Here is a 26,374-nt window from a genome sequence, read left to right as displayed (position 1 = left end):
TAGTTTCAATCTATCTGCAAATTAATTTGCAATTACTTCGCTTTGATTTGATTCCAAACGTTTTTACGGATGAAGTCAGTTGTAGCGTCAGGCATTGGGACATATTCCAAATCGACAGCCATCTTTTTACCTTCTTTGAAGGCGAAGTCAAAAAACTTTATCACTTCAGCAGCGTTGGCTTTGTTGGCAGGGTCTTTGTACATCAAGATAAATGATGCGCCAGTGATGGGCCAAGATTTGGCACCTGGTGCGTTCGTCAAATAGATGCCCATGCCAGGTACTTTAGCCCAGTCTGTGCTGGCGGATGCGGCCGCGAAGGTCTCATCGTCTGGTGCTACAAATTGACCTGCTTGGTTACGCAAGTTGATGTGTGTCATGTTGTTTTTCTTGGCATAAGCGTATTCAACATAACCGATTGAATTTTTAATGCGACTCACGTTGGCGGCAACACCCTCGTTGCCCTTGCCACCGACCGAGGAAGCCGCAGGCCATTTGACAGCCGCACCAGCACCTACCGTTGACTTCCAATTGGCATTGACTTTGGCCAAATAGTCAGTAAAAACAGCGGTTGTACCTGAGCCATCGGCACGGTGCACGACTGTAATTGCGGTATCAGGCAATGCCACACCAGGGTTCATGTCTGCAATGCGCTTGTCGTTCCACTTTGGAATCACACCAGCAAAGACATCGGCAAGCAATTCGCCCGTCAATTTCAATTGACCAGGCTTGATACCTTCAATGTTGGCCACAGGGACTACGCCGCCAATGATGGCTGGGAATTGAACCAAACCGTCTTTTTCCAAATCAGCAAAGCTGACGGGTGCGTCGGTAGCGCCGAAGTCAACTGTTTTTGCTTTGATCTGTTTGATGCCACCGGAAGAACCGATGGATTGATAGTTCATGCTGTTGCCAGATTTGGCTTTGTAGGCTTCAGCCCACTTGGCATAAATTGGGAAGGGAAATGTTGCGCCAGCGCCTGTAATTTCGGCAGCCATGGCAGACATTGCAATCGCGGATAAGCCCAAAGCGGCTACCCAAGTTTTGATCTTTAGCATGTTGAATCCTTGATTCAGAGGTTGAAACTCAGAGGTAAATGACTAAACACGGCTGGCTTGCCGCCCTTTGTCACAAGGCAACTTTAGTGATCGATTGTGACAAATTCGTGTCAAATTCCCATTTTTTGACTTTTCCCACCTCAAATTACAGCCTCTATTCACTGTAAAGAAAATCTGCAGGCCCTATATTGTCATGAAATTGACAAAAAATAGACACAGAATGGCGTCATTCAGGAAATGACTTACTTGCATGCAAAACGGACAACTTGTCGCAGCCGTCGATTTAGGCTCTAACAGTTTTCGCCTTGAAATTGGCGTTTTTGAAGACGGCCAAATTCGCCGCGTCGATTACCTCAAAGAAACGGTCCGACAAGGCAATGGCCTAGACGCAGACCGCATGTTGTCCAAGGAAGCCATGCAAAGAGGCTGGGACTGCCTGGCGCGATTTGCAGAGAGACTGGCAGGGTTTGGTCCAGAACACGTTCGAGCAGTAGCGACTCAGACCTTGAGAGAGGCCAAAAACAGAGATGTTTTTCTGATTCAGGCCACCACCATTTTGGGCTTCCCTATCGAAGTTATCTCTGGCAAAGAGGAAGCCCGATTGATCTACTTAGGCGTCGCGCACAGCTTGCCTCAATCCGATGAAAAAAGATTGGTGATTGACATTGGCGGCAGATCGACAGAAATGATTTTGGGACGCGCATACAAGCCAAACGTCATGGAATCCTACCGAGTTGGCAGTGTGAAGTGGTCGATGAAGTACTTTGCCAATGGCCTGTTCAATGCCGCTGCGTTTGCCAAAGCAGAAGTCGCCGCAAAAGCCGTTTTAGACGAAGCACTCAATCTGTACCCCCAAAACGCTTGGGACATAGCCTATGGCTCATCTGGCACTGTGGGGGCTGTGGCCGATGTTTTGGCCTCAGCTGGATGGCCAATCGGAAAAATTACACGCGATGGCCTCGATTGGCTCAAGGAAAAACTGATCAAGATGGGCAATGTGGACAGTCTCAAGTTAGAGGGTGTCAAAGATGACAGGAAACCAGTTATTGGTGGCGGCTTGGCTATTTTGTATGCGTTGTTTGATTTGCTAGGCATCGAAGAGATGCATGCAGCGCAGGGCGCGTTGCGTCAAGGTGTGATTCAGGATTTGATCGACCGATTGGAGCGCGACGAAACCACCGATTTGCGAAGCGCCATGGTCACTGCGCTGGCCAATCGATTTGCGGTTGACATGGCGCAAGCTGACCGCGTTACAAGAACCGCATTGCATTTGTTTCAAAGTCTTCAAGGCGCTGAAAGTAAAAAATCAGGCCGAGTCATCCGCCTAGAAAATAAATTGGGATGGGCTGCGCAATTGTTAGAAATTGGCACTCGTATTTCGCACAGTGACTTTCACAAACATGGCGCCTACATTTTGGACAATGCCGACTTGACAGGTTTTTCGATGCCAGAGCTGCACCGCCTAAGCCAACTGATTTTGGGCCACAGAGGAAAACTTAAAAAACTCGATTCCGAACTTCGAGAAGAAGATTTTGTATGCCAACTCATGAGCCTCAGGATGGCCGCCATACTTTGCCATGCAAGACGCGAACCCGAATTAAAAGGTATCAGTCTTAAGCGCTTGCCCAGCAGTCAGAACTTTGTCATCACCTGTAAAAAATCTTGGATCCAACAATGGCCCCAATCGGCTCACCTCATTCAAGAAGAATGCGAAGCATGGCAAAAGTCAGATTGGCAACTTGAATTTCAAATAAGCTCAGGGGTCTGAACACTGACTACGACCGTTTGAGTTGCACCATCTCGCACCCTGCTTCTAAGCCACCAAACGGCGCCCTTCCTGACTGCGCATTCACCCTCTGGAATGCCCAATAAATAAGAAATGCATTGACCCAGCACAGGTTGATGCCCCACCACCACCACAGACATTTTTGATTCGGGCCAGCCTACCGCTTCAAGGACTTCTGAGGCTGTAGCATTGGGCAGCAAATCTGCTTTCAATTTATATTTACGCCCTAAAGCTTTGGCTGTTTGCTCTGTTCTAACAGCTGGGCTGCAAATGACGCGAACGCCCTCTGGCAACTGACGATCAAGCCAAGCCCCAATCTTGGCAGCTTGCTTTTCGCCTTTTGGTGTTAGTTCGCGCTTTAGATCTTCCTGCCCCTCTTCAGGGTCGTAAGCCTCGGCATGGCGCCAAAAAATAAGATCCATTTGAATCCATCCATTACAAGGTTTAAGCACCAGTGGCGTACTGACTCATCAGCAAGGCTTGCGCGCTTTGGACCTTTTGTCCCTTTTTCTCTACACGTCGATAAAGACCATCGGGCTCCAGCGTCCAAGCGTTTCGGGTGTCGTACAAATATGCCAGCAAACACTCATCAATAATTCGGCGACGCAGTACAGGGTCGACCACAGGCCAAGCCAATTCAATGCGACGCGTCATATTGCGACTCATCCAATCAGCACTGGCCAAATACATCTCTTGTGTTTCGCCCTTTTCAAAATAGAACACCCTTGAGTGTTCTAAAAATCGCCCAATAATGGACCGCACTCGAATATTGTCAGTCTGGCCAGGGAGCCCCGCAGGCAACATGCATGCGCCTCGTACGATCAAATCAATTTGCGCACCTTGCTTGCCTGCTCGAATCAAGGCATGAATGAGCACTGGATCTGTCAGAGAATTCATTTTCACAACAACCCGCGCATTCAATCCTGCTTCTGCGGCCGCACCGACAGATTCAATTTTCTCAACCAACTTTTTCTGCATGTGAAAAGGCGCTGTGATGAGTTTACTCATACGACTCAAGCGGGAAGGACTTGCCAAATGCACAAACAAGCGGTCCATGTCTGCGGTCATTGCGGCATCACAAGTCAGGTAACTTAAGTCTGTGTAAAGCTTGGCTGTTCTTGGGTTGTAGTTGCCAGTGGATAAATGCCCGTAGCGCTTCAGCGTTCGCCCTTCTTTGCGCGTGACCAAGAGCATCTTGGCATGCGTCTTCAAGCCAACAACCCCATACACAACCTGGGCCCCCACAGACTCTAGCTGCTCAGCCCAATTGATATTGGCTTCTTCGTCAAAGCGTGCTTTGAGTTCAACTACGGCGGTCACCTCTTTGCCACGTCTTACGGCTTCGCGGAGCAAATTCATCATGACAGGGTCGCTACCTGTTCTGTAAATCGTTTGCTTGATAGCCAGAACATGCGGATCTTCTACCGCTTCTTTCAGAAAAGCCAACACGCCATCAAAACTTTCAAAGGGCTGGTGAATCAAGACATCGCCTTGACGCATGCGCGCCATGATGGAAGCGCCTTTAACAAGTTGTTTGGGAAAGCTGGCGTGATAGGGTGTGAACAGCAGCTTAGCTTGGTTAACCAAGTCAATCAATTGACTCAGTCGCACCAAATTGACAGGCCCCGCCACTTTGAAAAGCGCTATTTCGGGCAAATCAAATTGCTTAAGTAAAAAGTTAGACAAGTGCGACATGCAACTGTCGGAAACCTCAAGTCGAAGGGCTTGGCCATATTGGCGGTGTTGCAATCCTTTTCGCAAAGCGGTTCTTAGATTTTCAACATCTTCTTCATCCACTGAAAGGTCTGAATTTCTGGTGACGCGGAACTGGGAAAAATGCTCAACCGTTCGGCCAGGAAACAATTCAGCCAAATGAGCCCGAATCACACTGGACAGCAAAACCACGGAGACTGTTTTGCCGGAAACTTTGCTCGGCAAAAGAATCACTCGCGGTAACACGCGAGGGACCTTCACAATGGCGATGTCGTTTGTCTTACCGAAAGCGTCTTTGCCGGATAACTGCACAATGAAATTGAGAGATTTATTGGCCACCTGCGGAAACGGATGCGCAGGGTCTAAGCCAACGGGGACCAACAAAGGACGCACTTCTCGTTGGAAATATTCACTGACCCATTGGCGCTGCGCAGGCGTTCTTTCACCATGGGAGAGAATTCTGATGTCCTGTTTTTGCAACTTGGGCAAAAGCACGTCGTTGTACAACCTATATTGCTCATTAACGACTTGCCTTGCGTGCTCATACACACCTTCAAAGGTATCTTTTCTGTAGGGTCCCTTTAACTCATCTGATCTAAAGGCAGACATGTGCAAATCTGCCCGTACCTCAAAAAATTCATCGAGATTGGATGAAACAATGCATAGATATCGCAGTCGCTCTAGCAATGGCACTTCGGGTCTTTTGGCCCAATCTAAGACACGCTCATTGAAAGCCAGAATGCTTTGATCGCGGTCAATCAGCACCACACCTGTCTGGTTTGAGTCTCGCTTTGCGCTTGAAATCGGTCTACTCACGAAGACCTCCTTTTCTTGTCATGGGGTTGAAGCCCAGGATCTGGACGTTCTGAACTCAAACGATTCTTTCGGTGGTCTGTGTCAGATTGATGACAAAGTAGTGAAAATTCGGGTTCATCCTAGCCACTCAATCAAAATTAGACTGTTATCTGACGCACATAACTAACGAACAGTTGAGAAGCTTTTTCCCAACTAAAGTCATAGGCCCTAGCGCGCGCTGTGGCCCTGGGAATACTCAAAGCCTGACGTGTAGCCTCGGCCAGATCGGAATGAAGCACGCCACCTGAAACCTGGCCAGAAGCTTCTGTCAGTACCTCTAGAGGGCCATCCACAGGATAAGCCGCTACAGGGGTGCCGCAAGCCATAGCCTCCAGCATGACCAGTCCGAAAGTTTCGTTTCGGCTGGGAAAAACAAACACATCGGCCGCAGCATAAATTTTGGCCAATTCGGGTCTGGGCAAAAGGCCTAACCAGGTGACATCTGGATATCTAGCCTTCAAATCTGCTTCCAAAGGCCCCACGCCACAGACCACTTTGCTGCCCTCAAAAGGCATTTTTAAATACGTTTCGATGTTTTTTTCGTAAGATACACGGCCCACAAAAATACTGATGGGCCTTTGTAAATGAGAAAGCTGCTCACAGATCTTGCTTTTGCTTGCATATTCAAACAAGTCGGTGTCTACACCATGAGTCCACAACTTCAGGTTATCAAAGCCTCTATCCTGAAGAAGCTGCAACACGCCCTGAGTAGGCACCATGACACCGGAAGATGGCTTGTGGAAGTGACGGAACAACGCATAGCCAATCCAAAGTGGGAGGCCCATAGCGGCCTTCAAAACCTCTGGAAAGCGGGTGTGAAAAGCTGTTGTAAATGGCCATTGACGCTTCATACAAATGCTGCGTGCAGCCCATCCCAAAGGGCCCTCAGTGGCAATGTGTACTGCATCAAATTGATTGGATGCAAACAAAGTTTGCAATTGCTTCTTGGGTCGAATGGCTAAATCAATGCCCGCATAACCAGGACATGGACGGGTCTTAAATAAGCCTGGATGAACCACCGTCACTTCGTTTCCCTGGAGTTTGAGCTCCCTGACCAATTCAACCAAAGTGGTCACCACACCATTGACTTGAGGCGCCCAAGCATCTGTGATCAAGAGAAGTCTCATACAGCAGCCCATTCTTTAACTTTAGACGGTTCATTGGCAGATTGCTTGATTTCAGGACTCAAACCTTGTGAGGCATCGTTAGGATTGAATCGCAGTATTTCAAGGCGACCATCGGCGTGTTCAACCAATGCGGTGCAACTCTCTACCCAATCGCCGTCGTTGCAATACAAAATACCATCGATGTTTCGTATTTCAGCTTGGTGAATATGGCCGCAAATAGCGCCGTGGTATCCCAGCTTTCGGGCTTCATTGGCCACTGCCACTTCAAAGTCAGAAATAAAGTTGACAGCTTTTTTAACTTTAAGTTTTAAGTAAGCAGACAACGACCAATAGGGCATACCCATGCGCGCACGCAGATGATTCAAATATCTGTTGAGTTTTAAAGTGAACTCGTACAAGTTGTCGCCCACGTAGGCTAACCACTTGGCACATTGAATGACGCCATCAAAGTAGTCACCATGAATGACCCACAGCTTTTTGCCGTCCGCAGTAATGTGGACCGCTTCTTCTAGAATTTCGATGCCACCAAAAGAGTGGTCTAAAAAATGTCGCCCAAACTCATCGTGATTGCCCGGGACAAAAATAACCCGGCAACCTTTTCTGGCTTTGCGCAATAATTTTTGGACGACATCGTTGTGGCTTTGGGGCCAGTACCATTTTCTGCGCAACTGCCAGCCATCGACAATGTCACCGACTAAGTAGAGGTTGTCGCAGGTGTAGGTTTTCAAAAATTTGAGTAACGCATCGGCCTGACAGCCGGGAGTTCCCAAGTGCAAGTCAGAAATGAAGATAGATCGAAAATGAGTGGGTGAGCGGGTAACCCATACATTGGACTCAAAGGGCTGTTCCAGTTGGGAATCAAATTTGGAATAGCGCATCACACCCCCTCAAAGTGTTTGCGGTAACGACGTTGCAAATCTCTGGAGTGAAGTGACCCCCGTGGCAAATTGATTTGCGAAATTGGGAAAGTGGGGTTTGGAAGTTCTTTCATCATCAGCTCCAAGTTGGGTTAACTTGGAAGCTGATGATGTGCCGCCTACATTGCAGCAATGTTGCGTTTCTATGAAATATTCATGACAATGAAATAGTACTCAACTTTCGTCTCTAAGTACTTCCAGCACATCCGATTTAAATTCACGGCCATACAAAATCAAGACCACTAAGGCAGTGGCCAGCACCAGCGCAATGGGCGAAAAGAACCACGCCATGGCCGCAAACGAAAAGTAATAGGCCCTTAAGCCATCGTTGAATGTTTCGGCTGCGGCACTGACCAAGTTGCCGGCCCTTTCAGCAAACTTGACACGGTCGTGACGACCATCTGCAAACTCATCAGGTGGCGGCATAGCGCCAATGACCAATGCCACAAAGGTGTATTGGCGCATTGACCATGAAAATCTAAAAAAGGCATAAACAAAGATGCCCACCAACACCAAGATTTTTAATTCAAACACCAACAGGGGTGTTTGCACTGCAAATGGAATTTCGCGCACCAAGTCTGCCGCCTTGTCCGTGGTACCCAAAAGTGCAAACAAGCCACCCATGATGATGATCGAAGTGGACGAGAAAAACGCCGGGGTTTGCGACAGGTTTTGGGTAATGAGGCCATCCAACATGCGAGGGTCTCGGGCTGTGGCCTGCAACATCCACAACTGCCGATAGTGATTCGTGGTGGCTATCAGGGTCATGTTGCGGGTGCCATTAACACGCGCAAACCAAGCGTAGCCAATCCAAAGTCCGAAAAACAAAGCCATGGCCAGCCAGTCGGCCCAAGGGAGCAGTGACAGTATTTTCATGGGTCTATCCTATCCTGAAAATTTGCCTTGGCCACTCAATTCCTGCATAGAATAAAGCATCGGCCCCTTTTAGAAACTCCAACCACTTTCGCAAACAGCACCTCATTTAAACCATGACAATGTATTGGGTCATCGCTTACTTTTTGGTGCTGTTGGTGGCTTTGCTCTACAAAACGCCCATTGTGCGGGGTCCCTGGCTGTTTTTGTTGCGATCGTTTTTTCCCAATTGGAAGTTTTTTCATGCTGTGGGCTATGTGCCGCACCTTTATGCACGTGCCGCCAAAGTCGATGTGCAGGGACAGTTTGAATGGACTGAGTGGCTGCACCTCTACCCTCGCCAGCCGCAAAGCTTTTGGCAGCTGTTTCACAACACTCAAACCAATTTGGGCTTGGCACAACAAAATTTAATTGACCATTTCTGGGCCGATTTGAACGATTCTGCGGAAGGCAGTGATCCAAGGCAGTTGGTTACTTACAAAATGGTTTCGCATTTTGTGGCGGTCAAATTATCAGAAGCCTATCCAGCGCATTCACACACACAGTTTGAACTCAGGATGTTGCTAGACAACCCGTCCCAGACAACCCACACCCACGTCATGATGACCTCACCCATAGAGGTGCGGCCATGACACTGGACTGGCTTTCGGCCTTCACCTTAAGTACACCACTGGCTGCCCGTTGGCTGGAATGTTTGTTTGCACTCAGTGCAGGTATTCAGACCTTGGAGTATTTGCGCATGCGCCCCGCCATGAACCAGAACGGGCTGTGGTCTTGGGCTATTCAAAGGCAAGACATCCCCAATGCCACTGCACAAAAGTTCTTCGATTTTCTGTTTGCCGAAAACATATTCACTGCGCTTCTTTGGGCCCGACTTCTTGCGCTCATCAGCCTGGTGGCCTTGGGTGCCAATTTGGGCAATGTCGGGTTTTTGTTCGTTAGTAATTTGGCCGTATTGATTCGGTGGCGCGGCGCCTTCAATGGCGGCAGCGATTTCATGACTTTGGTGGTGCTGACTGGCTTGCTCATTTCGCAGTTGGTCGGGGCATTGAATAGTGTAGAACTAGGCTGGCATGCCTGCTTTTGGTACATCACCATTCAGTCGATCACCTCTTATTTTGTGTCTGGCGCAGTCAAATTGCTTCGGCCTGAATGGCGCAATGGCAGTGCCATGACCATCTTTCTCAACGCAGCCATTCACGGACCGCTGAATGATTCACACCACCTCAGAAAACCTTGGCTTCCGGCTTTGGGTTCTTGGACTTTTATTCTTTGGGAGTGCGCCGCACCTTTGGCACTCCTAGACACCAGGCTAGCTCTGATGTTTTGCTTCATTGCCGCACTCTTTCATTTCTTGGTGTTTTGGTTCTTTGGCTTGAATCGCTTTTTCTGGGCTTGGGTGGCCAGTTTTCCTGCCATTGTGTGGAGTGCAGGACAAATTCACATGATGGCACAGCGCGTCATTTAAACTTTAGCTACTTTTTGCTCAGCGTCCCCTTTCAACATGTCTCAATTCAACGCCTCAGCCCTTGTTCTTTTTTCAGGTGGACAAGACTCTGCCACTTGCCTGGCTTGGGCACTAGAGCGCTTTGAGCGCGTTGAAACGCTTGGCTTTCAATATGGTCAAAGGCATGTCATTGAACTGGCCTGTCGTGAGCAATTTTTAAACGGCATCAAACAACAGTTTCCTCAATGGGCACACAAGCTAGACCAAGACCACATGCTAGACCTCAGCTTGCTAGGTCAAATCAGCAACACGGCCCTGACTGAAGACAAAGCCATTGAAATGCAACAAAACGGCTTGCCCAACACATTTGTGCCGGGCCGCAATTTGTTGTTCCTCACTTTTGCAGCCACCATTGCCTACAGACGTCAGCTCAAATACATTGTGGGCGGTATGTGCGAAACCGATTACTCTGGTTACCCCGACTGTCGCGACGACACCCTCAAAGCCTTGCAAGTGGCTTTGAGCTTGGGCCTAGACACACGCGTGGTCCTTGAGACACCCTTGATGTGGCTAGACAAAGCGCAAACATGGAAGATGGCCGAAAGCTTGGGAGGACAAGCTTTGGTGTCTTTGATTGAAGAGGAAACCCACACCTGCTATTTGGGGGACCGCACCCATCGGCACGCTTGGGGTTATGGTTGCAACACCTGCCCCGCTTGCGACTTGCGCCGCGCGGGGCATGAACGTTACATACTAGAAAGCCATCAAGCAGGCGCTTGAAAAAATCCAACAGCTTCAGACAATTGCCCACCTGCTTTCACAGCAATAGCGCAATATTTGAATTCTGGAATTTTGCCAAACGGGTCAAGGGCAGCATTGGTCATGAGGTTGGCTGCTGCTTCGTAATAAGCAAACGGCACAAACACAGCGCCTTGCGGTGTGCCATCGTCACGCCTTACACGCAAGCACACTTCGCCTCGCCTAGAAGCCAAGGTGATAGTGTCGCCAGCATTCAAACCCAATGACAACAAATCAGCTCCGCACAAGGATGCTGTGGCTTCAGGCTCAATGGCATCTAGCACTGTGGCGCGGCGCGTCATGCTGCCGGTGTGCCAATGTTCTAACTGACGGCCTGTAATCAACACAAAGGGATATTGAGCATCAGGACGCTCATCGGCAGGAATGATGTCTGCAGGGACCAAATGCACACGGCCATCGGTGGTTGCAAAGTGATCTTTGAACACCGTCGGCTCGCCAGGGTCCTCCTCCGACAGGCAGGGATACGTGACACTGGACTCACGCACCAATCGATCCCATGAGATGCCGCTGATCACTTCGTGCATGGCCTGGCGCATTTCCTCATACACCTGAGCCACACCATGGTGTTCGCCTTCGTACTGCCACTTCAAGCCCATGCCCTTGGCAATTTGCTGAATGATCCACAAATCGGCTTTGGCTTGACCTGGCGCTTCAACAGCTTGCCGACCCATTTGCACCATGCGATCGGTGTTGGTCACAGTGCCGGTTTTTTCTGGCCAAGCGGTCGCAGGCAAAACAACATCGGCCAGCCAAGCAGTCTCGGTCATGAAAATATCCTGCACCACCAAATGTTCTAGCGAAGCCAGCGCATGCCTTGCATGGTTTAAGTCTGGATCGCTCATGGCGGGGTTTTCACCCATGACGTACATGCCGCGAATTTTGTGCGGATCTGCGTCATCGGCTAAGGCCTTGTGCATGATCTCCACCACGGTATAACCCGGCTGGCTGTCTAAGGGCGTCTTCCAAAACTTTTCAAACCAGTTGTGTGCCTCTGGGTTGCTCACACGCTGGTAGTTGGGGTACATCATCGGAATGAGACCCGCATCGCTAGCGCCTTGCACATTGTTTTGTCCGCGCAACGGGTGCAGTCCAGAGCCTGGCTTGCCAATTTGGCCGGTCACCGTGACCAATGCAATCAGGCAACGCGCGTTGTCGGTGCCATGCACGTGCTGGCTAACGCCCATGCCCCACAAAATCATTGAACCTTTGCTTGTGGCAAACTCGCGCGCTACTTCACGCAGCGCTTCTGCGGGCACGCCGCAAATGGGCGCCATGGCCTCAGGGCTATAGCCTTGAATGTTTTGTTTCAGTGCTTCGTAATTGCTGGCACGCGTTTGAACAAATTCTTGATCGACCAAACCTTCTTCAATGACGGTGTAGATGAGCGCATTGAGCATGGCCACATCGGTGTCTGGCTTGAACTGCAGCGTGCGCCATGCGTGTTTGCCAATGTCGGTCACACGAGGGTCGGCCAAGACAATTTTGGCGCCGCGCTTGGCCGCGTTTTTCATCCACGTGGCAGCCACTGGGTGATTGGCAGTGGGGTTGGAGCCAATGACAAAAATCAGGCCAGCATGTTCGACATCATTCACCTGATTGCTGACGGCGGCAGAACCTACGCCCTCTAGCAATGCAGACACACTGGAGGCATGGCACAAGCGTGTGCAATGGTCGACGTTGTTGGAGCCAAAACCTGTGCGTACCAACTTCTGGAACAAATAGGCTTCTTCGTTGCTGCCCTTGGCAGAACCAAAGCCCGCCAACGACTTGGGGCCATGGGTATCGCGCAATTGTTTTAATTTGCCAGCACCTAAGGTCAGCGCTTCTTCCCATGTCGCTTCTCTGAACACATCCGACCAATTGGCTGCATTGCGATTCAGATGTTGAATGGCTTCTGGATCCTTGGGGATGCCTGCTTTGCGAATGAGGGGCACGGTGAGACGTTGCGGGTGCTGAATATAGTCAAAGCCAAATCGTCCTTTGACACACAAGCGATTGTGATTGGCAGGCCCATCGCGCCCCTCCACACTCACAATGCGGTTTTCTTTGACGTTGTAGGTAAGCAAGCAGCCCACGCCACAGAAAGGACAGACCGAATCCACCTTTTTGTCGACCACTTGCGAGCCCACTTGCGTCTTGGGCATGAGCGCGCCAGTTGGGCAGGCCTGGACGCATTCACCACAAGCCACGCAACTGCTGCTGCCCATTTCGTCTTGAAGGTCGAACACAATTTGACTGTGCGCACCGCGATGCGCGTAGCCAATGACATCGTTCACTTGCTCTTCGCGGCAAGCCCGTACGCAGCGATTGCACTGTATACATGCATCAAGGTTAACGGCCATAGCGGGGTGAGTCACATCGGCACTGGGCTGCTCACGTCTGAGGCTTTGCAGTTCGGGCCTAACTGTCACGTTCAATGTCTGCGCCCAATCACTCAGCTCGCCATGCTGTCCTGCCTCGGTCCATTTGTGACCTTGCTCGGGCATATCAGACAGCAACAACTCCAACACCATCTCTTGGCTTTTCTTGGCGCGAAGACTTTGGCTCAACACCTCTAAGCCAGGCGTGACATTGCGACAGCAACTGGGCGCCAGCGTTCTCTCGCCCTTAATTTCGACCACGCACGCACGGCAATTACCATCGGCTCGCATGCCTTCCTTGTAGCAAAGGTGAGGAATGTCGACGCCATGGCGCTTGGCCGCATTGAGGATGGACTCGCCTTCAAAACCCACCACCGATTGGTCGTTGAGCTTGAATTCAACTGTGGGCGGGGCCAACAATTCTTTGGACACAGGGGCGTTCATTTAAATGATCTCCTGTGGAAAATACTTTTGCACACACCGAATAGGGTTGGGTGCGGCTTGGCCCAAACCACAAATGGAGGCGTCTGTCATCACTTGGTTCAAATCTTCTAAAGTGCTGTTGTCCCACTTGGGGGCTTGCATCAACTGAACAGCTTTGGCTGTGCCCACGCGACATGGCGTGCACTGTCCGCAGCTTTCATGCGCAAAGAAGTTCATCATGTTGAGCGCTGCGTGGCGCGCCGAGTCTTGATGACCCAACACAATGACTGCGGCAGAACCAATAAAGCAACCGTAGGGTTGCAGGGTGTCAAAGTCGAGTGGAATATCTTTGAGCGATGCGGGAAGAATGCCGCCCGAAGCACCGCCAGGCAAGTAAGCGTAGAACTCGTGGCCGTCTTGCATGCCACCGCAATACTCTTCAATTAACTCGGCAATGGTGATGCCTGCAGGCGCCAACTTAACGCCTGGCTTTTTGACACGTCCACTGACACTGAAGCTGCGCAGGCCTTTGCGATTGTGACGGCCATAACCAGAAAACCAATCAGGTCCTTTTTGCACAATGTCGCGCACCCAATAAAGGGTTTCAAAGTTGTGCTCTAAAGTGGGTCTGCCAAACAAACCAAGCTGCGCAATGTAGGGCGGTCGCATGCGCGGCTCTCCCCGCTTGCCTTCAATGCTTTCAATCATGGCCGACTCTTCGCCGCAAATGTACGCACCAGCACCGCGGCGCAATTCAATCTTGGGCAAATCAACGGGCGGATTTGCTTGAAGCTTAAGGAGTTCTGCTTCCAGAATTTGTCGGCAACCGTGGTACTCATCGCGCAGATAAATGTAGATGGCCTCAATGCCCACCACCTGTGCAGCTACCAACATACCTTCTAAAAAACGATGTGGGTCGCGTTCTAAATACGTTCTGTCTTTGAAGGTGCCTGGCTCGCCTTCGTCAATATTGACCGCCATTAGCCGCGTTGCAGCTTTCTCTCGCACAATGCGCCACTTGCGGCCAGCAGGGAATCCTGCTCCCCCTAAACCGCGCAAGCCAGAGTCTTCCATGGCCTTCATTACAGCCTCTGAATCTTTTTGACCGGTGGCCAAAGCTTGAAGCAATGCGTATCCGCCTTCGGCCACATACGCATTGAAGTCAATGTAGTCGGGCACCACCGCCTGAATGGCTTGTGATTGAACTGCCTGCATGACCTTGTCTACAGAGGCGTGTCCAATTTCGTGTTGATGCACAACCGCAACGGGTGCTTGTTCGCATCGGCCCACACAGGGCGCAGCAACAACTATGACATTGTCAGTGCCAAGTGATGCCTGCAACTTGGCAAGCAAGGAATTGGCTCCCGCCATGTCGCAGCTCAGTCCATCACACACCCGCACTGTGAACTGGGGTGCTTGGTCACCATTGCGAATAATTTCAAAGTGATGATAGAAAGTAGCGACCTCATACACTTCGGCCATCGAGATGTTCATCAGCTTGGCCAACGCAACCAAGTGATGCTCGTGTAGACCTCGATAGGTATCGTTAATTTTGTGCAGATGCTCAATTAGCAAATCGCGACGCTGTTTTAGAAAATCGCCATCCAAGGGCAGGAGCGCCTGCACTTCTTCCATGGCGACTTCGTCGGCTTGGCGGCCCTTGAGTTGACGCCTCTGGCGAATTTTGAGGGTCATGTCTTCGAGGCTGGCTAAAGCAACGACAGACTGCGATGGCGGTTTTGTAGCTGACATATGGCGCAATTTTAGAGGATTGCTGTGTTTCGGGCTTATCTTGTTTGCCAATGAGGCATAAGATGTTTCAATGAACCTTCCACCCGAAACCTTGAGTTTTCTAACCGCCTTGGGGGTGGGATTTCTGATTGGCATTGTGCGAGAACGTTTGCATCAGCCGGGTACCATGATGGCTGGCGTTAGAACACACACCGTGGCCGCCATGATGGGTGCCGTTGCGTTCAGCTTAGGCTCCAGCATTTTTGGTGTGGCATTGGTTACCACTGGTTTGAGCTTCATAAGTGGCGGTTCAAGCTATGGCCTAAAGATGACGGGGGCTTTATCGCTGTTTGTATTTGCCACGGCTCTTGGAATTGCTTTCACTTAAGTTAGTCCGTGTTTTTCCTCGTGTGAATCAGCGCCATTCTCGTGTACGCTTAGGCCCAATTCTGAAGAGGTCCTTGAATGTCTGATTCCCACTACACACCCCCTAAAGTTTGGACTTGGCAAAAAGCCAGTGGCGGCCGTTTTGCCAACATCAATCGCCCTGTAGCGGGCCCTACTCACGAGCAAGCCTTGCCCCGCGGCAAGCACCCTCTGCAGCTCTACTCATTGGGAACGCCCAACGGCATCAAAGTTACTGTCATGCTGGAAGAGTTGCTAGAGCTGGGACACAGCGGCGCTGAATACGATGCGTGGCTCATTCGCATTACTGAAGGCATGCAGTTCAGCAGTGGCTTTGTCGACGTCAATCCCAACTCCAAAATTCCAGCCCTGATGGACTACAGCACGACTGAGCCTGTGCGTGTTTTTGAGTCAGGTTCGATCCTTTTTTATTTGGCTGAAAAATTCAAAGCCTTCTTGCCAACCGATGTGGCTCAGCGCACCGAGTGCATGTCGTGGCTCATGTGGCAGATGGGCAGCGCGCCTTATTTAGGGGGCGGCTTTGGTCACTTTTATGCCTACGCGCCCACCAAAATTGAATATGCCATCGATCGCTTTGCCATGGAAGTCAAACGCGAACTCGACGTGCTCAACCGCCGACTGGCCGATCATCGGTTCATTGCGGGCGATGACTACACCATTGCCGACATGGCCATTTGGCCTTGGTATGGCAGCCTGGCCAAAGGTGAGCGCTACGACTCAGGCGAGTTTTTACAAGTACACGAATACACGCATGTGATTCGATGGGCAGATGAAATTGAGGCCAGGCCAGCCGTTCAACGTGGCCGCATGGTCAATCGCGTCATTGGGCCACCCAACACCCAATTGCATGAGCGTCACGATGCAAGTGATTTCCTGCACCGCACTCAAGACAAATTGAACGGGCAGACTACTGCGTAATTTGGGCCAGGGCGGCTTGTAAGCCAGCCAGCCCACCCACTCGCTGATCGTTGATAAAAATTTGGGGCATCTGGCGGACAGAAGGGCCACACTTTTCATAAAAGGCCATGCGCTCGGCTTCGTCATCGATTTTGATTTCCTCATAGGCCAAAGACTTGGACTTGAGAATCATCTTGGCAGACTCGCACTGGGGGCAAGCTGACTTGGAATAAACAACGATTTTGAGGCTCATGTGAAACTGCCAGGTTCTGGGTTGAAAGGTGTTGGCTGCAATTCTAAGTGAGCATTATGAGCCCCGCCAACACCGCTGATATTGGCGTTTTGCACCTAAAAACCACAAAAATAGTGCTACTTGGATTAGCTTGATTGATGTAAATCAGACGATAATTATTTCAGAAGCGCATACTTATTGCTTACCGCCGCACTGATGCAGCGGCATTTCACAAAGGAACATGTCATGACACAAACTTTCCAAGTTGAAGTTGAGAACATCAAATGCGGTGGCTGCGAGAACTCAATCGTCAAGGGCATCAACAGCGTCGCGCAGGTTTCCAATTTGGTCATTGATCGCGAAAAACAATTGGTCAGCTTTGAGGGCGAAGCGTCCATCAAACAAAGCGTCATCGACAAACTGCGCTCTATGGGCTATCCAGAAAAAGGCTCTGTTGCTGGCCTTGAAGCCGGCATCACCAATGCCAAATCCTTTGTCAGTTGCGCCATTGGCCGTATGACATGAGGCTAAGCACACTAGAATCCACCTGATACATGAGTGGATTCAACGATCAAACCGCCTCCCCCAACCCTGACATTTTTTTCAGGGCAGTTGATCGTTTGCAAATTGAAAGCTACTTAACTTCACTACGCCAGGACAACAAAAGCCTGGTGCTGGTCAGCAAGTACAAAGAACTTCTAACTTATTACGGCGAGCGGGTTGTCAGAAGAATCAACCAAGATTTCCCGCAAACATCGCTAGAAGTATTGCTGCCCGCCGACACCGAAGGGCTTCTAGAACGCTTCAATGCGATTTTGAACAGCTTGTCTTTTCAAATCGCTACGCAGCCTACAAGCAAGGGCCTGCCTGACAAAATTTGGCTCATTCAAAATGCCAATGCCTTAGGCGAGAAAGACATTCAAATATTACTCAAACTGATTGAGAATTTTCCAGGCGCGGGCATTTGCGCTGTACTGATGTTTGATGCCAGTGAAACAGAATCACTGCCAATTTTTGACAACAACCCAAAAATCAATACGTGGGTTTTGAGTCTGCCAACACCTGAACAAAAATTAAATGCAATCCAGGAAGCACGGCGAAACGGTACCGAAGAGATTGCCATTGAGTTTTTTAACCACTTGGCTAAATCGGAAAAAAGATTAAGTGGCGTTAGATATGTTGTACCGGACACATCTTCTAACGCTGAAGAAAAGCCAGAAGCCCCCTTACGCACAGCAGCCCCCTTTTCCGCTCCCAAAGCTACGCCAAGCAAAAGTTCAAAGGCGTCGCCGTCTCAGAAAAAAATCTTGCCTTGGGTCGTCATCGTCCTTGGGCTATTGACTATTTCTGTGGGCGTGTCCGCCGTATTGCATCCCGAATTTGGTGAAAAAATTCTCAGCGTCTTTGCTGCCAAAAGCAAGAGCATCAAAGCGGTACCATCTGAAGGTTCAGCACCTTCTGGCAACGCGAATGAAAAAGACAAGGATGCCACGACTGAAATGCCAGAGATTGCATTGCAAGGGCAGCGCTGGCTGACGAAATTGCCTGAAGATCATTTTGTCTTGGAATTTCAAACTTTTGCCACCGCGCAAGAAGCTCAAAAAGAAACCGAAGGCAAAGATTGGCTCAAGCGAACTTATGTGGTGCCAGTCCGAATTGAAGGCGCCAATGACGTGAAGTATATGTTGGTGGACGGGCCATTCAGGACGGCAGAGATGGCCAGAAAAGCTGCATCACGCATGCCCAACTCAAGTGACATTGTCATTGAGAATGTGGCAGCGCTGAGGGGCTATAGCGCCCCTCAACAAGACAAACCTTAATAGCCTTTGACGGAAGACTTCGCAGGCGACTCTTCCTTGTCATTCATCATCAAGTCTCGCTTCACCTTCAAGGGCGGCAAGATGGTGATTGAAATTCTACGGTTAATGGCATTGGTGGGATCGTCTGGCAATGTGGGAACGCTGTCCCCATAGCCAATGACTTGTGCAATACGATCAATCGAAACCTTTTGCGCAATCAACTCTCGGCGTGCAGCATTGGCACGTTCACCTGAAAGCTCCCAATTCCCATAGCCAGTTGCCCCACCCGAATATGGCATGGAGTCCGTATAACCCTCGATCTTCAATTTATGGGTTGGGCAAATATCAACCACTGAAGCAATTTTTTGAAATTGCTTTTTGGCAAAATCAGAGAGTGTTGTGCCACCACGTTGGAACATAGGTTCTCGCGTATCTAAAAGGGTGACCCTTAAGCCTTCTTGCGAATATTCAATCTGCAATGGATTGGTGCCAGACTGCAATGCCTGATCTTCATTGATCTGTTTCTGCAATGCTTCATTGAGGGGGTCAAGGCAAGTCTTGTCAAATCTTTCGCGCTCAGAAACCAGATCGAACAGCAAAATCCAAACCACAATGAAAAAAGCCATGAGGACAGTGACGAAATCGGCATACACCAACTTCCAGTTGCCGTGGGCAGCTTCTCGGCGCGCCTTCTTTTGTGGACGGCCTCGCCTGACAACTGGCTCGATTTTGATAGTAGCCATTTGCTAATTAACCGCGAAGGCTGGTTCCAGATGTTGACAGCACACCCGCCTCCAGCTCAGTCATGCTTGGACGCTGATCTGTGAATAGAACTTTACGGCCGTACTCAACTGCCACCAGTGGTGAGAAATTGCTGTAATAAGCAATCAAAATTTCTTTGACAGCTTCATAGGGCTTTACATCAGACGCTGCATTTTGTTCGAGGGTTCGCGCAATGGGCGCGAACAAAGCATAAGCACTGAAAACGCCAAACAATGTACCTGTCAGGGCAGCGGCAATGCTTGCACCAATTTCGCCAGGCGACTTGCCAAGCTTGATAGAAGCCAAGGTGTGGATCACGCCCACAATGGCGGCCACAATACCAAAAGCTGGCATGCTGTCAGCAAGGGTCACCATGGAGTCGGATGGCTCCAATGACTCTTGATTCATGACTTCAATTTCTTGCGCCATGACGGTTTCGAGTTGGCTCAGCGTCACCGTGCCATCCATCATCATGCGAAAGTAGTCAGTAATAAATTCAAGCAAACGATTTTGTTTTAAAACAACTGGATATTTTGCAAACAAGGCGCTCGATTTTGGGCTGGTAATGTCTGCCTCAATCGAGAGAGATCCATCGCGTTTGATTTTTTGAAGCAATTCAAACATCAAACACAACAAAGCAAGATTGGCAGCTTTGTTAGATTCAGAGCGAACAAAAATTCGACCAAACGCCTTGAACAAGTTTTTCAGATTGCGCCATTTATTAGAAGCGATCAAGGTGCCCAACGCAGCGCCAAAAATAATCAAATATTCTTCTGGCACCCACAGGTTATTGAGTTCTCCGCCCAGCCAAAAAAATCCGCCAAGCGCTGTAGCAAAGGCTATAAGCCAACCAATTGGAATATTCATAATTTTTGAAACAGAGTGTTAACGTCAAGTTTGGTCATGACGGATTGAGCGGCCTGCAGCAAGGCATTAGACTTCACCAAACTGGCAGTGGCTGTGGCCAAATCAGTGTCAAGCAAGTTACTTCTTTGCAACTCTACATTTGTTTTTTGTACTTCAGCCGATTCGGTCGCGGCATCTAACTGATTTTGTAACAAGCCGGTTTTAACTTGAGCACGTGTTACTTGCGTCAGCGCAGCCTGAAAATTCACCATATCCTCATCGGAGGGGGAATTCCCGCCAGCCAGCTTGACTTTGATAGATGTCATGATTGCCAAAACATCTTTGCCAGTGCCCACCGGTCCCATCATGACCTCGTTGTAGCTGATGCCAGACTCTAAGCTGACACTGGGCGCTATGAGTACGGTAGATACTGGCCCGGAGCGAAGAATATTTTGACCATTGGCGTCTTTGGCATTTGAAAATTGAGTCACTGCTGCAATAAGTGATTCTGCTTGCTGCCCTAAGATTTTCCGACCGTCCGATCCAAGCGGGTCGTTTCGGCCTTGGACCATCATTTGTTGAAATTTGGTCAATGCAATGTTAATGCTGCTAAGTTGTGCATCAGTGGAGGTCAGTGACGCATTGATGTGATCTTGGTTCACCTTGAACATGGCATATTGCGACTTGTTCCATGCAACCTGAACGCCCAACCCTGCAGCAAGCGCGTCATCAGAAGCCAAGCGGTATTTCTGGCCAGAAGATATTTGTCGCTGTGTTTCCACCACATCCGAGGTATGTTGTTGGATCGATTGCAAACTGCTGTCGAATACCTGTTGGCTGCTAATTCTCATGATTTAAGATCTCGCGTGTTAACTGGACAGCATGCCCAGCAAGGTATCAAACATTTGGCGCCCTGTTTGCATTAATTTACTAGAGGCGTTGTAAAGCTGTTGGTACTTTACCAAATTGGCTGCCTCTTCATCCAAGTTAACGCCTGTGATAGCAGACTTTTGCTCCTTCAGTGTTTTTTGCAGCGCCTCATTGGCTTTGTTGTCATTTTTCCAAGTGGCCACAGTGGTGGCAATACTGCTGGTAATGAATGTCAGTGGCGATGCAAATGTTTCACGCAATTTCTCAATGGATGAAGAAGCTGTGGCATCAAGGTTGGTAAATTGGGCTGTGTCAAAGCTACCGACCACAGTGAACAAACGCGCATCTAAGTCAGCTTTGTTTAAATTAAATTCGACCGACGTTTTGTACTGACTGCTTTGCGGATTAGCAGCCTCCACAATGTTGGCATAGGTGCTGTCTGGACCCGCACCACCAGCAGGCCTGAACAAGTCGTTTAGCAAAGCGCCGGCAGTAACGGGAGGTGCGCCACTGGCAGTTGCTTTGAATCCAAAGATGGGCGCAATGGCGCCCCCTGTTGCGCTGACAGCCGTGTTTACCTGGCGAACCAATTGAGCAGCCAGCAAGTTAATACTTTTTTGCACATTGGGCACAAAATTTTGAATCAAGTGAATGTAAGCACCAGCCTTACCCTCTTGCAACAAACTTTGCCCTCCCATCAAAACTGTATTTGCACCACTATTGGACATGACTTGACTCATGACGATTGGAATCAAGACGGGGTTTCTAGAGTCTGGCGAGACCATTTTGATTTTCAATCCGGTCAACGGCAAGTCACTTCGAACAGGTGATGTACCCGTCTCGTTTGCAAATGTATTTGCAATTTCTCTGTCGACCAGATGTTGGCCATCTACCATGTAGCTTGCTGTGCCATCTTCGTTGATCAATGTTGTACCACCAACCAAGTCTTGCAGCTTCGCAACAATTCGATCACGTTCATCCAACAAATCTGCAGATGGGTAAGATAACCCCGGCGTGGCTGACGATCTGATCTTGGCATTCACAGATGCAAGTTGTGGTGTTAAGGTATTAGCTTGATTCAACACATCTGCCAAAGCCGTTGAAGCATTGCTAGATATTTGCCCCACCATTTCGGCCATGCCTCGTATTCGATCGGCCACCTGACGAGCAGTACCGATCAAACTTTGCTGATATGCAAAATTACTTGGCTCATTGGCAATTGACCCCGCAGCATTGAAAAAATTACCCAGTGCTTGCGCGATAGATGTGGCTGGGTCTGTCAGCATCGCATCCAAGGACGAAACGGACTGAACCAATGTTTGTGTGTAAGTGGTTTTACTCTGTTGCGACAAAACCTGTACTTGCAAAAGGTTGTCAAAGTAACGACTGAATCCTTCAACTGCAAAAGAGGTACCTGTCAAATCAATGGATGTGGGCGACATGCCATTGATGCGCGGATTGGACGTACGGCGCACATAACCGTCAATGGAAGATCCAGTTACGTTTTGCGACGTCACCATCATGCCCGCCTGCGCAGATTGCAGGCCAGCCATGGCGCTATCGAAAAGGGCAGCTGATCTCACTTGGTAGTTCCGTTAGGTCAATTCGCGGGGGCCAACAGGCCTGCGGACAAGGTGTTATCTGGTTTTACGGCATTCGACCCCGAAGTGATTAGCTTCGCAGCCTGAACTTGTCGCAACATTTGATCTGCCATGGACTTGCCAAATCCGAAGCCACCTTGCGCAGCCAGTTGGTTGGCCATTTGCTCATCGGCCATTTCTAGGTAAGCCGCATTGCTGCCCTTTTTGGTTTCGGCCATTGCAGAAGTTCTGACTTCCTTTAAAAATTGACGCAACAGCACAGCCTCAAACTCTTGGGCGCTTTGCTTGATCTTCTTCACCTGCGGTGTATCAGCCGCTGGTGGTGTGATGGGCTTGGCTGAAATCAAGCCTGAAATGACGAGGTCTGCCATGTCAAATAACTTCCAACTCAGCACGCAAAGCGCCTGCTGATTTCATAGCTTGCAGAATGGACATCAGATCTTGTGGTGTGGCGCCCAACATGTTGATAGCTCTAACCACTTGCTCCAACGAAGCACCTTCTTCAACTTGGATCATTTGACCAGTTGGTCCTGCATCGATGTTGACACGGTCATTTCTGACAGTGACTGGACGCGTGCGTGCCATCAATGAGGGTGTTGAAAGTTGATTACTTGCCTGAACACGAATGGTTAAATTGCCGTGCGTTACAGCGAATGGCGCCAATCGAACCGATTGATTCACCACCACCGAGCCTGTCCGTGCATTGACGACCACCTTGGCGACATCAACAGACGACTCAACATCCAGCTCCAACAATTGGGCCATGATGTTCATTCTTTGTGTTCGATCAGTGGGTACTCGTACTGCAACAGTACGCGCATCAACAGGCAATACATCTTGCGGACCAACCACGCGCTCCAAAGCCTCAACCGCACGCTTGGTTTGAACGTAATCTGCTTTGTGGAAATTAAATTCAATCAACGGACTCAAATCAGCTTCTGGTGCCGATTGCTCCACAATGGCACCGCCTGGGATGCGCCCTGAAGACAATTGGTTCACGGTGGTCCTGGCAAGCGATGTGCCTACTGATGCGCCAGGAATCACCACCGATCCTTGGGCTTGGCCATACACCTGACCATTGGCTGCGCGCAATGGTGTCATGAGCAAAGTGCCACCGCGCAAGCTGCGTGCGTTGGCCAAAGAAGAGACTGTCACGTCCATGGCCTGACCCGGCCTGGCCAAAGCGCCCAATTCGGCAGTCACCATGACCGCAGCAGCATTTCGCGCTTGCAAATTGACACCAACTGGAACCGAGACGCCCAATGAATTGAGCATGGTCACGATGGTCTGACCAGTGACTGGATTGGGGCCAGCACTGTCACCCGTACCATCCAGCCCTACAACCAAGCCGTAACCAATCAACTGATTGGGACGTTGACCCGAGACCACCGCCATGTCTTTGAGACGCTCAGCCCAAACCATGTTGGCAAAAATGATTACCGCCAATGCCAAGCAGCTTTTTAGAATGAAACGCAAAGTCATGATTGCAACCTCAGTTAGGCGAATAACGCACAAATAATTTTGTCAACCAACTTGCGCTTTTCACTTCATCAGTAATGCCAGCACCACGATATTCAATGCGAGCGTCTGCCACTTGAGATGACAAGATGGTGTTTCCTTGAAGGTTCACAGGCGAAACAATGCCGCCAAATCGAATGACTTCTTCTTCTGTACCAACAGCCAAGCGCTTTTCGCCTGCAACGTTTAAGTTACCGTTTGACAAAACCTCTAGGACCGTCACGGTAATCGTGCCGCTGAATTGATTCGAAGCAGATGAAACACCTTTGCTGTCAAAATTTGAACCGCCACTGTTGGACATGCCTAAGTTCGCATCGCCACTTGATGCGCTACTGGTTGTTCCGGATCTGCTCTTAGAGGCGTTCATCCCAAAACTGGCATTGTTGGCTGAGCTTCGGCTTGCAGAGGTACCTCCATCTTTACTGGCCCTGGTGGTTTCGTTCAATAACACCGTCAAAGTATCGCCAACGCGAGCTGCACGACGATCTTCGAACAAACCGCGAAACGCAGCAGGACTGACTTGCGCTGCAGGAACCAATGATCCTCGACTGGCCGTGGCCATTTCCTGAGGTTGTGGGCGGATGGTCGTTTCGCTTTTCAGCAAAGAAGGTTTTGCCTGCGATGGCAATTCCGCACAGCCAGACAAAACTGTCAGAGCAGAAAGTGCCGTTATCAACAATGCAACATTTTTCATCACAGTTGTCCTAATTTTTGAAGAATCTGATCTGAAGCAGAAACTGACTTGGCGGTAATTTCGTAGGCGCGCTGCGCTGCGATCAGCGACACCAATTCTTCAGCGACATTGACGTTAGATTGTTCTGTGTAGTATTGATTGATAGCGCCAAAGCCGTCATAACTAGGAACACCCATCTGCGGCTCACCAGAAGAAGCCGTTTCAAAATACAAGCCTCCGCCGCCCGTTGACAAACCAGCGGGGTTGACAAAGTTCGCCATGGCAATGTGGCCTGCAACAATAGGATTGGTGGTACTGGGACCGTAATAGCTCACGGTACCGTCACTCCCCACCACCACAGCAGTGGCATTTCCAGGAATCACAATGCCGGCCGAATTCAGCGAACCCGCTTTGCCGCCCACACTGCTTTGGCTCATGACCACATTGCCTGAGGCCGTCACAATTTGACCTTTGTCATTGCGCATGAAATTTCCAGCACGGGTGTAGGCCGTACCATTGCCTGTTGCAACCGTAAAGAACCCGTTGCCGCTGATGGCCATGTCTAAGGGGTTTTGGCTTTGCAACAAAGAGCCTGCGCTGTTAATGCGCTGTGTAGCAGACACTCTTGAACCATTACCGGCTTGCAAACCTGTGGGCAGGTATTCGCCGTTAGAGTCTTCCATCAAGCCTGGGCTGCGTAAATTTTGATACAACAAATCTTCAAAGACAGGGCGAACACGCTTGTAGGCTGTCGTGGAAACGTTGGCCAAGTTGTTGGAGATCGTGTCCAGGTTGGTCTGCTGTGCATCCATACCTGTTTTTGCGGTCCATAGGGATCTCAACATGGGTTAACTCCTGATTTCACTGGGCCTTAGACCCGAGACAAGGACATCAAGGTCCCTGCTGATTTTGAATTTTGTTCTGCCACTTGAACCAAACGAATGTTCAAGTCAAATAAACGATTTTGGGCAATCATCTGCACCATGGCTTGCGCTGCATTCACATTGCTACCCTCAAGTGAGCCTTGCAAAATTTGCACTTCATCTGATGCAGGCAATGCTTTAGATGCAGTGAACAAACCGTCGGCTTGGCGCTCTAAATCTTGCGGTGCCGGATTGACCAACTTCAGCCGTGCAACGGCGGTCTCATTCAATTGCCCTTGTAGCGTCACCCAAACAGAGCCGTTGGCTTGAATTTGAATGTTCTGACTGCCTTCAGGAATTTGAACTAAGCCGTTTTGATCGTTTAAGACCCTTTGACCTGTTGTAGTGGTTAAGAAACCACGGGAGTCCAACTGAAATTTACCGGAGCGGGTGTAAGCCTCTTGGCCATCTGCCCGCAGAACCGTGAACATCCCTTGATCTTGAATCGCCAGGTCCAAAGGGTTACCAGTGGGGGTGACAGAACCATGCGACCAATCGGCACCGGGCGTGGAGTCCACCACAAAAGCCCGTGAATCAGCACTTGCGCCATCGATGGGCACAGCACGAAAAGTCGACAGCATTTCACGGAAACCCGGTGTTTGCAGGTTGGCCATGTTGTGCGTTGTGGTCGCAAGCTGCCCCATGGCATGCTTGGCGCCAGTCATCGCTGTGAATGCAAAACGATCAATCATGGTTCAGTGCCGTTCAAATCAGAGAATGG

At 49.8% G+C, this 26,374-nt stretch carries 26 protein-coding genes; 8 read left to right on the top strand and 18 right to left on the bottom strand.

The features are described from left to right. Positions 1 to 32 precede the first annotated feature (32 nt). On the bottom strand, positions 33 to 1,055 hold the full coding sequence (gene pstS, locus AMM03_RS04495; protein WP_090129213.1) for a phosphate ABC transporter substrate-binding protein PstS: 1,023 nt from the start codon (positions 1,053 to 1,055) through the stop codon (positions 33 to 35). A gap of 250 nt (positions 1,056 to 1,305) precedes the next feature. Between pstS and ppx the strand changes: the two genes are divergently transcribed. Beyond that, positions 1,306 to 2,823: an exopolyphosphatase gene (ppx, locus tag AMM03_RS04490; protein WP_090129212.1), complete on the top strand. Its 1,518-nt coding sequence runs from the start codon at positions 1,306 to 1,308 to the stop codon at positions 2,821 to 2,823. On the opposite strand, the gene AMM03_RS04485 is transcribed toward ppx, so the two are convergent. From AMM03_RS04485 to AMM03_RS04465, 5 genes are all read right to left on the bottom strand, one after another. Further along, a complete protein-coding gene (locus tag AMM03_RS04485; protein WP_090129211.1) occupies positions 2,802 to 3,263 on the bottom strand; it encodes a SixA phosphatase family protein in 462 nt (153 codons plus the stop codon). The genes ppx and AMM03_RS04485 overlap by 22 nt on opposite strands. Before the next feature lie 22 nt (positions 3,264 to 3,285). Beyond that, on the bottom strand, positions 3,286 to 5,370 hold the full coding sequence (gene ppk1 / locus AMM03_RS04480; RefSeq protein ID WP_090129210.1) for a polyphosphate kinase 1: 2,085 nt from the start codon (positions 5,368 to 5,370) through the stop codon (positions 3,286 to 3,288). Between the two features lie 137 nt (positions 5,371 to 5,507). Further along, positions 5,508 to 6,536 carry a glycosyltransferase family 4 protein gene (locus tag AMM03_RS04475; protein ID WP_090129209.1) on the bottom strand — a complete coding sequence of 343 codons (1,029 nt, stop codon included), beginning with the start codon at positions 6,534 to 6,536 and terminating at the stop codon, positions 5,508 to 5,510. Beyond that, positions 6,533 to 7,414, bottom strand: coding sequence for a UDP-2,3-diacylglucosamine diphosphatase (locus AMM03_RS04470; protein WP_090129208.1), 882 nt, complete (start codon positions 7,412 to 7,414; stop codon positions 6,533 to 6,535). The genes AMM03_RS04475 and AMM03_RS04470 overlap by 4 nt, the downstream gene beginning before the upstream one ends. A gap of 213 nt (positions 7,415 to 7,627) precedes the next feature. After that, positions 7,628 to 8,329: a DUF599 domain-containing protein gene (locus AMM03_RS04465; RefSeq protein ID WP_090129207.1), complete on the bottom strand. Its 702-nt coding sequence runs from the start codon at positions 8,327 to 8,329 to the stop codon at positions 7,628 to 7,630. A gap of 119 nt (positions 8,330 to 8,448) precedes the next feature. Between AMM03_RS04465 and AMM03_RS04460 the strand changes: the two genes are divergently transcribed. From AMM03_RS04460 to queC, 3 genes are read left to right on the top strand one after another with little or no spacing between them, the layout of a single operon-like run. Beyond that, positions 8,449 to 8,958 carry a hypothetical protein gene (locus tag AMM03_RS04460; protein WP_090129206.1) on the top strand — a complete coding sequence of 170 codons (510 nt, stop codon included), beginning with the start codon at positions 8,449 to 8,451 and terminating at the stop codon, positions 8,956 to 8,958. Continuing rightward, positions 8,955 to 9,794: a hypothetical protein gene (locus AMM03_RS04455; RefSeq protein WP_228764555.1), complete on the top strand. Its 840-nt coding sequence runs from the start codon at positions 8,955 to 8,957 to the stop codon at positions 9,792 to 9,794. The genes AMM03_RS04460 and AMM03_RS04455 overlap by 4 nt, the downstream gene beginning before the upstream one ends. A gap of 36 nt (positions 9,795 to 9,830) precedes the next feature. Continuing rightward, positions 9,831 to 10,553: a 7-cyano-7-deazaguanine synthase QueC gene (queC, locus tag AMM03_RS04450; protein WP_090129205.1), complete on the top strand. Its 723-nt coding sequence runs from the start codon at positions 9,831 to 9,833 to the stop codon at positions 10,551 to 10,553. On the opposite strand, the gene fdhF is transcribed toward queC, so the two are convergent. Further along, entirely contained in the window at positions 10,538 to 13,396 is a 2,859-nt protein-coding gene (gene fdhF, locus AMM03_RS04445; protein WP_090129204.1) for a formate dehydrogenase subunit alpha, read from the bottom strand. The genes queC and fdhF overlap by 16 nt on opposite strands. Continuing rightward, positions 13,397 to 15,127, bottom strand: a complete 1,731-nt coding sequence (locus AMM03_RS04440; protein WP_090129203.1) for an NADH-ubiquinone oxidoreductase-F iron-sulfur binding region domain-containing protein — start codon at positions 15,125 to 15,127, stop codon at positions 13,397 to 13,399. 70 nt (positions 15,128 to 15,197) lie between these two features. On the opposite strand from AMM03_RS04440, the gene AMM03_RS04435 reads away from it, so the two are divergent. After that, positions 15,198 to 15,494: an MgtC/SapB family protein gene (locus tag AMM03_RS04435; RefSeq protein ID WP_090129202.1), complete on the top strand. Its 297-nt coding sequence runs from the start codon at positions 15,198 to 15,200 to the stop codon at positions 15,492 to 15,494. A 77-nt stretch (positions 15,495 to 15,571) separates the two neighbouring features. Beyond that, positions 15,572 to 16,450, top strand: coding sequence for a glutathione-dependent disulfide-bond oxidoreductase (yghU, locus tag AMM03_RS04430; RefSeq protein WP_090129201.1), 879 nt, complete (start codon positions 15,572 to 15,574; stop codon positions 16,448 to 16,450). Here the strand turns inward: yghU and AMM03_RS04425 are convergent. Continuing rightward, positions 16,440 to 16,682, bottom strand: coding sequence for a glutaredoxin family protein (locus tag AMM03_RS04425; protein ID WP_090129200.1), 243 nt, complete (start codon positions 16,680 to 16,682; stop codon positions 16,440 to 16,442). The genes yghU and AMM03_RS04425 overlap by 11 nt on opposite strands. A gap of 225 nt (positions 16,683 to 16,907) precedes the next feature. On the opposite strand from AMM03_RS04425, the gene AMM03_RS04420 reads away from it, so the two are divergent. Then, complete coding sequence (locus tag AMM03_RS04420; RefSeq protein ID WP_090129199.1) at positions 16,908 to 17,186, top strand: heavy-metal-associated domain-containing protein; 279 nt, start codon at positions 16,908 to 16,910, stop codon at positions 17,184 to 17,186. Positions 17,187 to 17,215: 29 nt separating this feature from the next. Beyond that, positions 17,216 to 18,481 carry a hypothetical protein gene (locus AMM03_RS04415; RefSeq protein WP_090129198.1) on the top strand — a complete coding sequence of 422 codons (1,266 nt, stop codon included), beginning with the start codon at positions 17,216 to 17,218 and terminating at the stop codon, positions 18,479 to 18,481. Here AMM03_RS04415 and AMM03_RS04410 read toward each other — a convergent pair. Genes AMM03_RS04410 through flgF form a run of 9 tightly spaced genes read right to left on the bottom strand, consistent with a single transcriptional unit; the run spans position 18,478 to position 26,345 of the window. Beyond that, complete coding sequence (locus AMM03_RS04410; RefSeq protein ID WP_090129197.1) at positions 18,478 to 19,203, bottom strand: OmpA/MotB family protein; 726 nt, start codon at positions 19,201 to 19,203, stop codon at positions 18,478 to 18,480. The two genes, AMM03_RS04415 and AMM03_RS04410, sit on opposite strands and share 4 nt — an antisense overlap. Positions 19,204 to 19,210: 7 nt before the next feature. After that, positions 19,211 to 20,089: a flagellar motor stator protein MotA gene (motA, locus tag AMM03_RS04405; RefSeq protein WP_090129196.1), complete on the bottom strand. Its 879-nt coding sequence runs from the start codon at positions 20,087 to 20,089 to the stop codon at positions 19,211 to 19,213. Next, complete coding sequence (locus tag AMM03_RS04400) at positions 20,086 to 20,919, bottom strand: flagellin (RefSeq protein WP_090129195.1); 834 nt, start codon at positions 20,917 to 20,919, stop codon at positions 20,086 to 20,088. Before AMM03_RS04400 ends, motA begins: the two co-directional genes overlap by 4 nt. 18 nt (positions 20,920 to 20,937) lie before the next feature. Then, positions 20,938 to 22,521: a flagellar hook-associated protein FlgK gene (gene flgK / locus AMM03_RS04395; protein WP_255349615.1), complete on the bottom strand. Its 1,584-nt coding sequence runs from the start codon at positions 22,519 to 22,521 to the stop codon at positions 20,938 to 20,940. A 17-nt stretch (positions 22,522 to 22,538) separates the two neighbouring features. Beyond that, complete coding sequence (locus tag AMM03_RS04390) at positions 22,539 to 22,910, bottom strand: hypothetical protein (RefSeq protein ID WP_090129193.1); 372 nt, start codon at positions 22,908 to 22,910, stop codon at positions 22,539 to 22,541. 1 nt (position 22,911) lies between these two features. Further along, positions 22,912 to 24,021: a flagellar basal body P-ring protein FlgI gene (locus AMM03_RS04385; protein WP_090129192.1), complete on the bottom strand. Its 1,110-nt coding sequence runs from the start codon at positions 24,019 to 24,021 to the stop codon at positions 22,912 to 22,914. Positions 24,022 to 24,031: 10 nt separating this feature from the next. Further along, a complete protein-coding gene (locus AMM03_RS04380; protein WP_090129191.1) occupies positions 24,032 to 24,751 on the bottom strand; it encodes a flagellar basal body L-ring protein FlgH in 720 nt (239 codons plus the stop codon). Beyond that, entirely contained in the window at positions 24,751 to 25,575 is an 825-nt protein-coding gene (gene flgG, locus AMM03_RS04375) for a flagellar basal-body rod protein FlgG (protein WP_090129190.1), read from the bottom strand. Before flgG ends, AMM03_RS04380 begins: the two co-directional genes overlap by 1 nt. Before the next feature lie 26 nt (positions 25,576 to 25,601). Then, complete coding sequence (flgF, locus tag AMM03_RS04370) at positions 25,602 to 26,345, bottom strand: flagellar basal-body rod protein FlgF (RefSeq protein WP_090129189.1); 744 nt, start codon at positions 26,343 to 26,345, stop codon at positions 25,602 to 25,604. Positions 26,346 to 26,374 lie beyond the last annotated feature (29 nt).

This window comes from Limnohabitans sp. Rim11 (assembly GCF_001269365.1).
In the GTDB taxonomy this organism is placed as follows: Bacteria; Pseudomonadota; Gammaproteobacteria; order Burkholderiales; family Burkholderiaceae_C; genus Limnohabitans_A.
Note: the sequence above shows the minus strand (reverse complement) of the source record. Positions and strands in the feature narration are given on the sequence as shown.

Coding starts and splice junctions, on each gene's coding strand:
- pstS (WP_090129213.1), bottom strand. CDS start 1,055: ATGCTAAAGATCAAAACTTGGGTAGCCGCTTTGGGCTTATCCGCGATT.
- ppx (WP_090129212.1), top strand. CDS start 1,306: ATGCAAAACGGACAACTTGTCGCAGCCGTCGATTTAGGCTCTAACAGT.
- AMM03_RS04485 (WP_090129211.1), bottom strand. CDS start 3,263: ATGGATCTTATTTTTTGGCGCCATGCCGAGGCTTACGACCCTGAAGAG.
- AMM03_RS04475 (WP_090129209.1), bottom strand. CDS start 6,536: ATGAGACTTCTCTTGATCACAGATGCTTGGGCGCCTCAAGTCAATGGT.
- AMM03_RS04470 (WP_090129208.1), bottom strand. CDS start 7,414: ATGCGCTATTCCAAATTTGATTCCCAACTGGAACAGCCCTTTGAGTCC.
- AMM03_RS04465 (WP_090129207.1), bottom strand. CDS start 8,329: ATGAAAATACTGTCACTGCTCCCTTGGGCCGACTGGCTGGCCATGGCT.
- AMM03_RS04460 (WP_090129206.1), top strand. CDS start 8,449: ATGTATTGGGTCATCGCTTACTTTTTGGTGCTGTTGGTGGCTTTGCTC.
- AMM03_RS04455 (WP_228764555.1), top strand. CDS start 8,955: ATGACACTGGACTGGCTTTCGGCCTTCACCTTAAGTACACCACTGGCT.
- queC (WP_090129205.1), top strand. CDS start 9,831: ATGTCTCAATTCAACGCCTCAGCCCTTGTTCTTTTTTCAGGTGGACAA.
- fdhF (WP_090129204.1), bottom strand. CDS start 13,396: ATGAACGCCCCTGTGTCCAAAGAATTGTTGGCCCCGCCCACAGTTGAA.
- AMM03_RS04440 (WP_090129203.1), bottom strand. CDS start 15,127: ATGTCAGCTACAAAACCGCCATCGCAGTCTGTCGTTGCTTTAGCCAGC.
- AMM03_RS04435 (WP_090129202.1), top strand. CDS start 15,198: ATGAACCTTCCACCCGAAACCTTGAGTTTTCTAACCGCCTTGGGGGTG.
- yghU (WP_090129201.1), top strand. CDS start 15,572: ATGTCTGATTCCCACTACACACCCCCTAAAGTTTGGACTTGGCAAAAA.
- AMM03_RS04425 (WP_090129200.1), bottom strand. CDS start 16,682: ATGAGCCTCAAAATCGTTGTTTATTCCAAGTCAGCTTGCCCCCAGTGC.
- AMM03_RS04420 (WP_090129199.1), top strand. CDS start 16,908: ATGACACAAACTTTCCAAGTTGAAGTTGAGAACATCAAATGCGGTGGC.
- AMM03_RS04415 (WP_090129198.1), top strand. CDS start 17,216: ATGAGTGGATTCAACGATCAAACCGCCTCCCCCAACCCTGACATTTTT.
- AMM03_RS04410 (WP_090129197.1), bottom strand. CDS start 19,203: ATGGCTACTATCAAAATCGAGCCAGTTGTCAGGCGAGGCCGTCCACAA.
- motA (WP_090129196.1), bottom strand. CDS start 20,089: ATGAATATTCCAATTGGTTGGCTTATAGCCTTTGCTACAGCGCTTGGC.
- AMM03_RS04400 (WP_090129195.1), bottom strand. CDS start 20,919: ATGAGAATTAGCAGCCAACAGGTATTCGACAGCAGTTTGCAATCGATC.
- AMM03_RS04390 (WP_090129193.1), bottom strand. CDS start 22,910: ATGGCAGACCTCGTCATTTCAGGCTTGATTTCAGCCAAGCCCATCACA.
- AMM03_RS04385 (WP_090129192.1), bottom strand. CDS start 24,021: ATGACTTTGCGTTTCATTCTAAAAAGCTGCTTGGCATTGGCGGTAATC.
- AMM03_RS04380 (WP_090129191.1), bottom strand. CDS start 24,751: ATGAAAAATGTTGCATTGTTGATAACGGCACTTTCTGCTCTGACAGTT.
- flgG (WP_090129190.1), bottom strand. CDS start 25,575: ATGTTGAGATCCCTATGGACCGCAAAAACAGGTATGGATGCACAGCAG.
- flgF (WP_090129189.1), bottom strand. CDS start 26,345: ATGATTGATCGTTTTGCATTCACAGCGATGACTGGCGCCAAGCATGCC.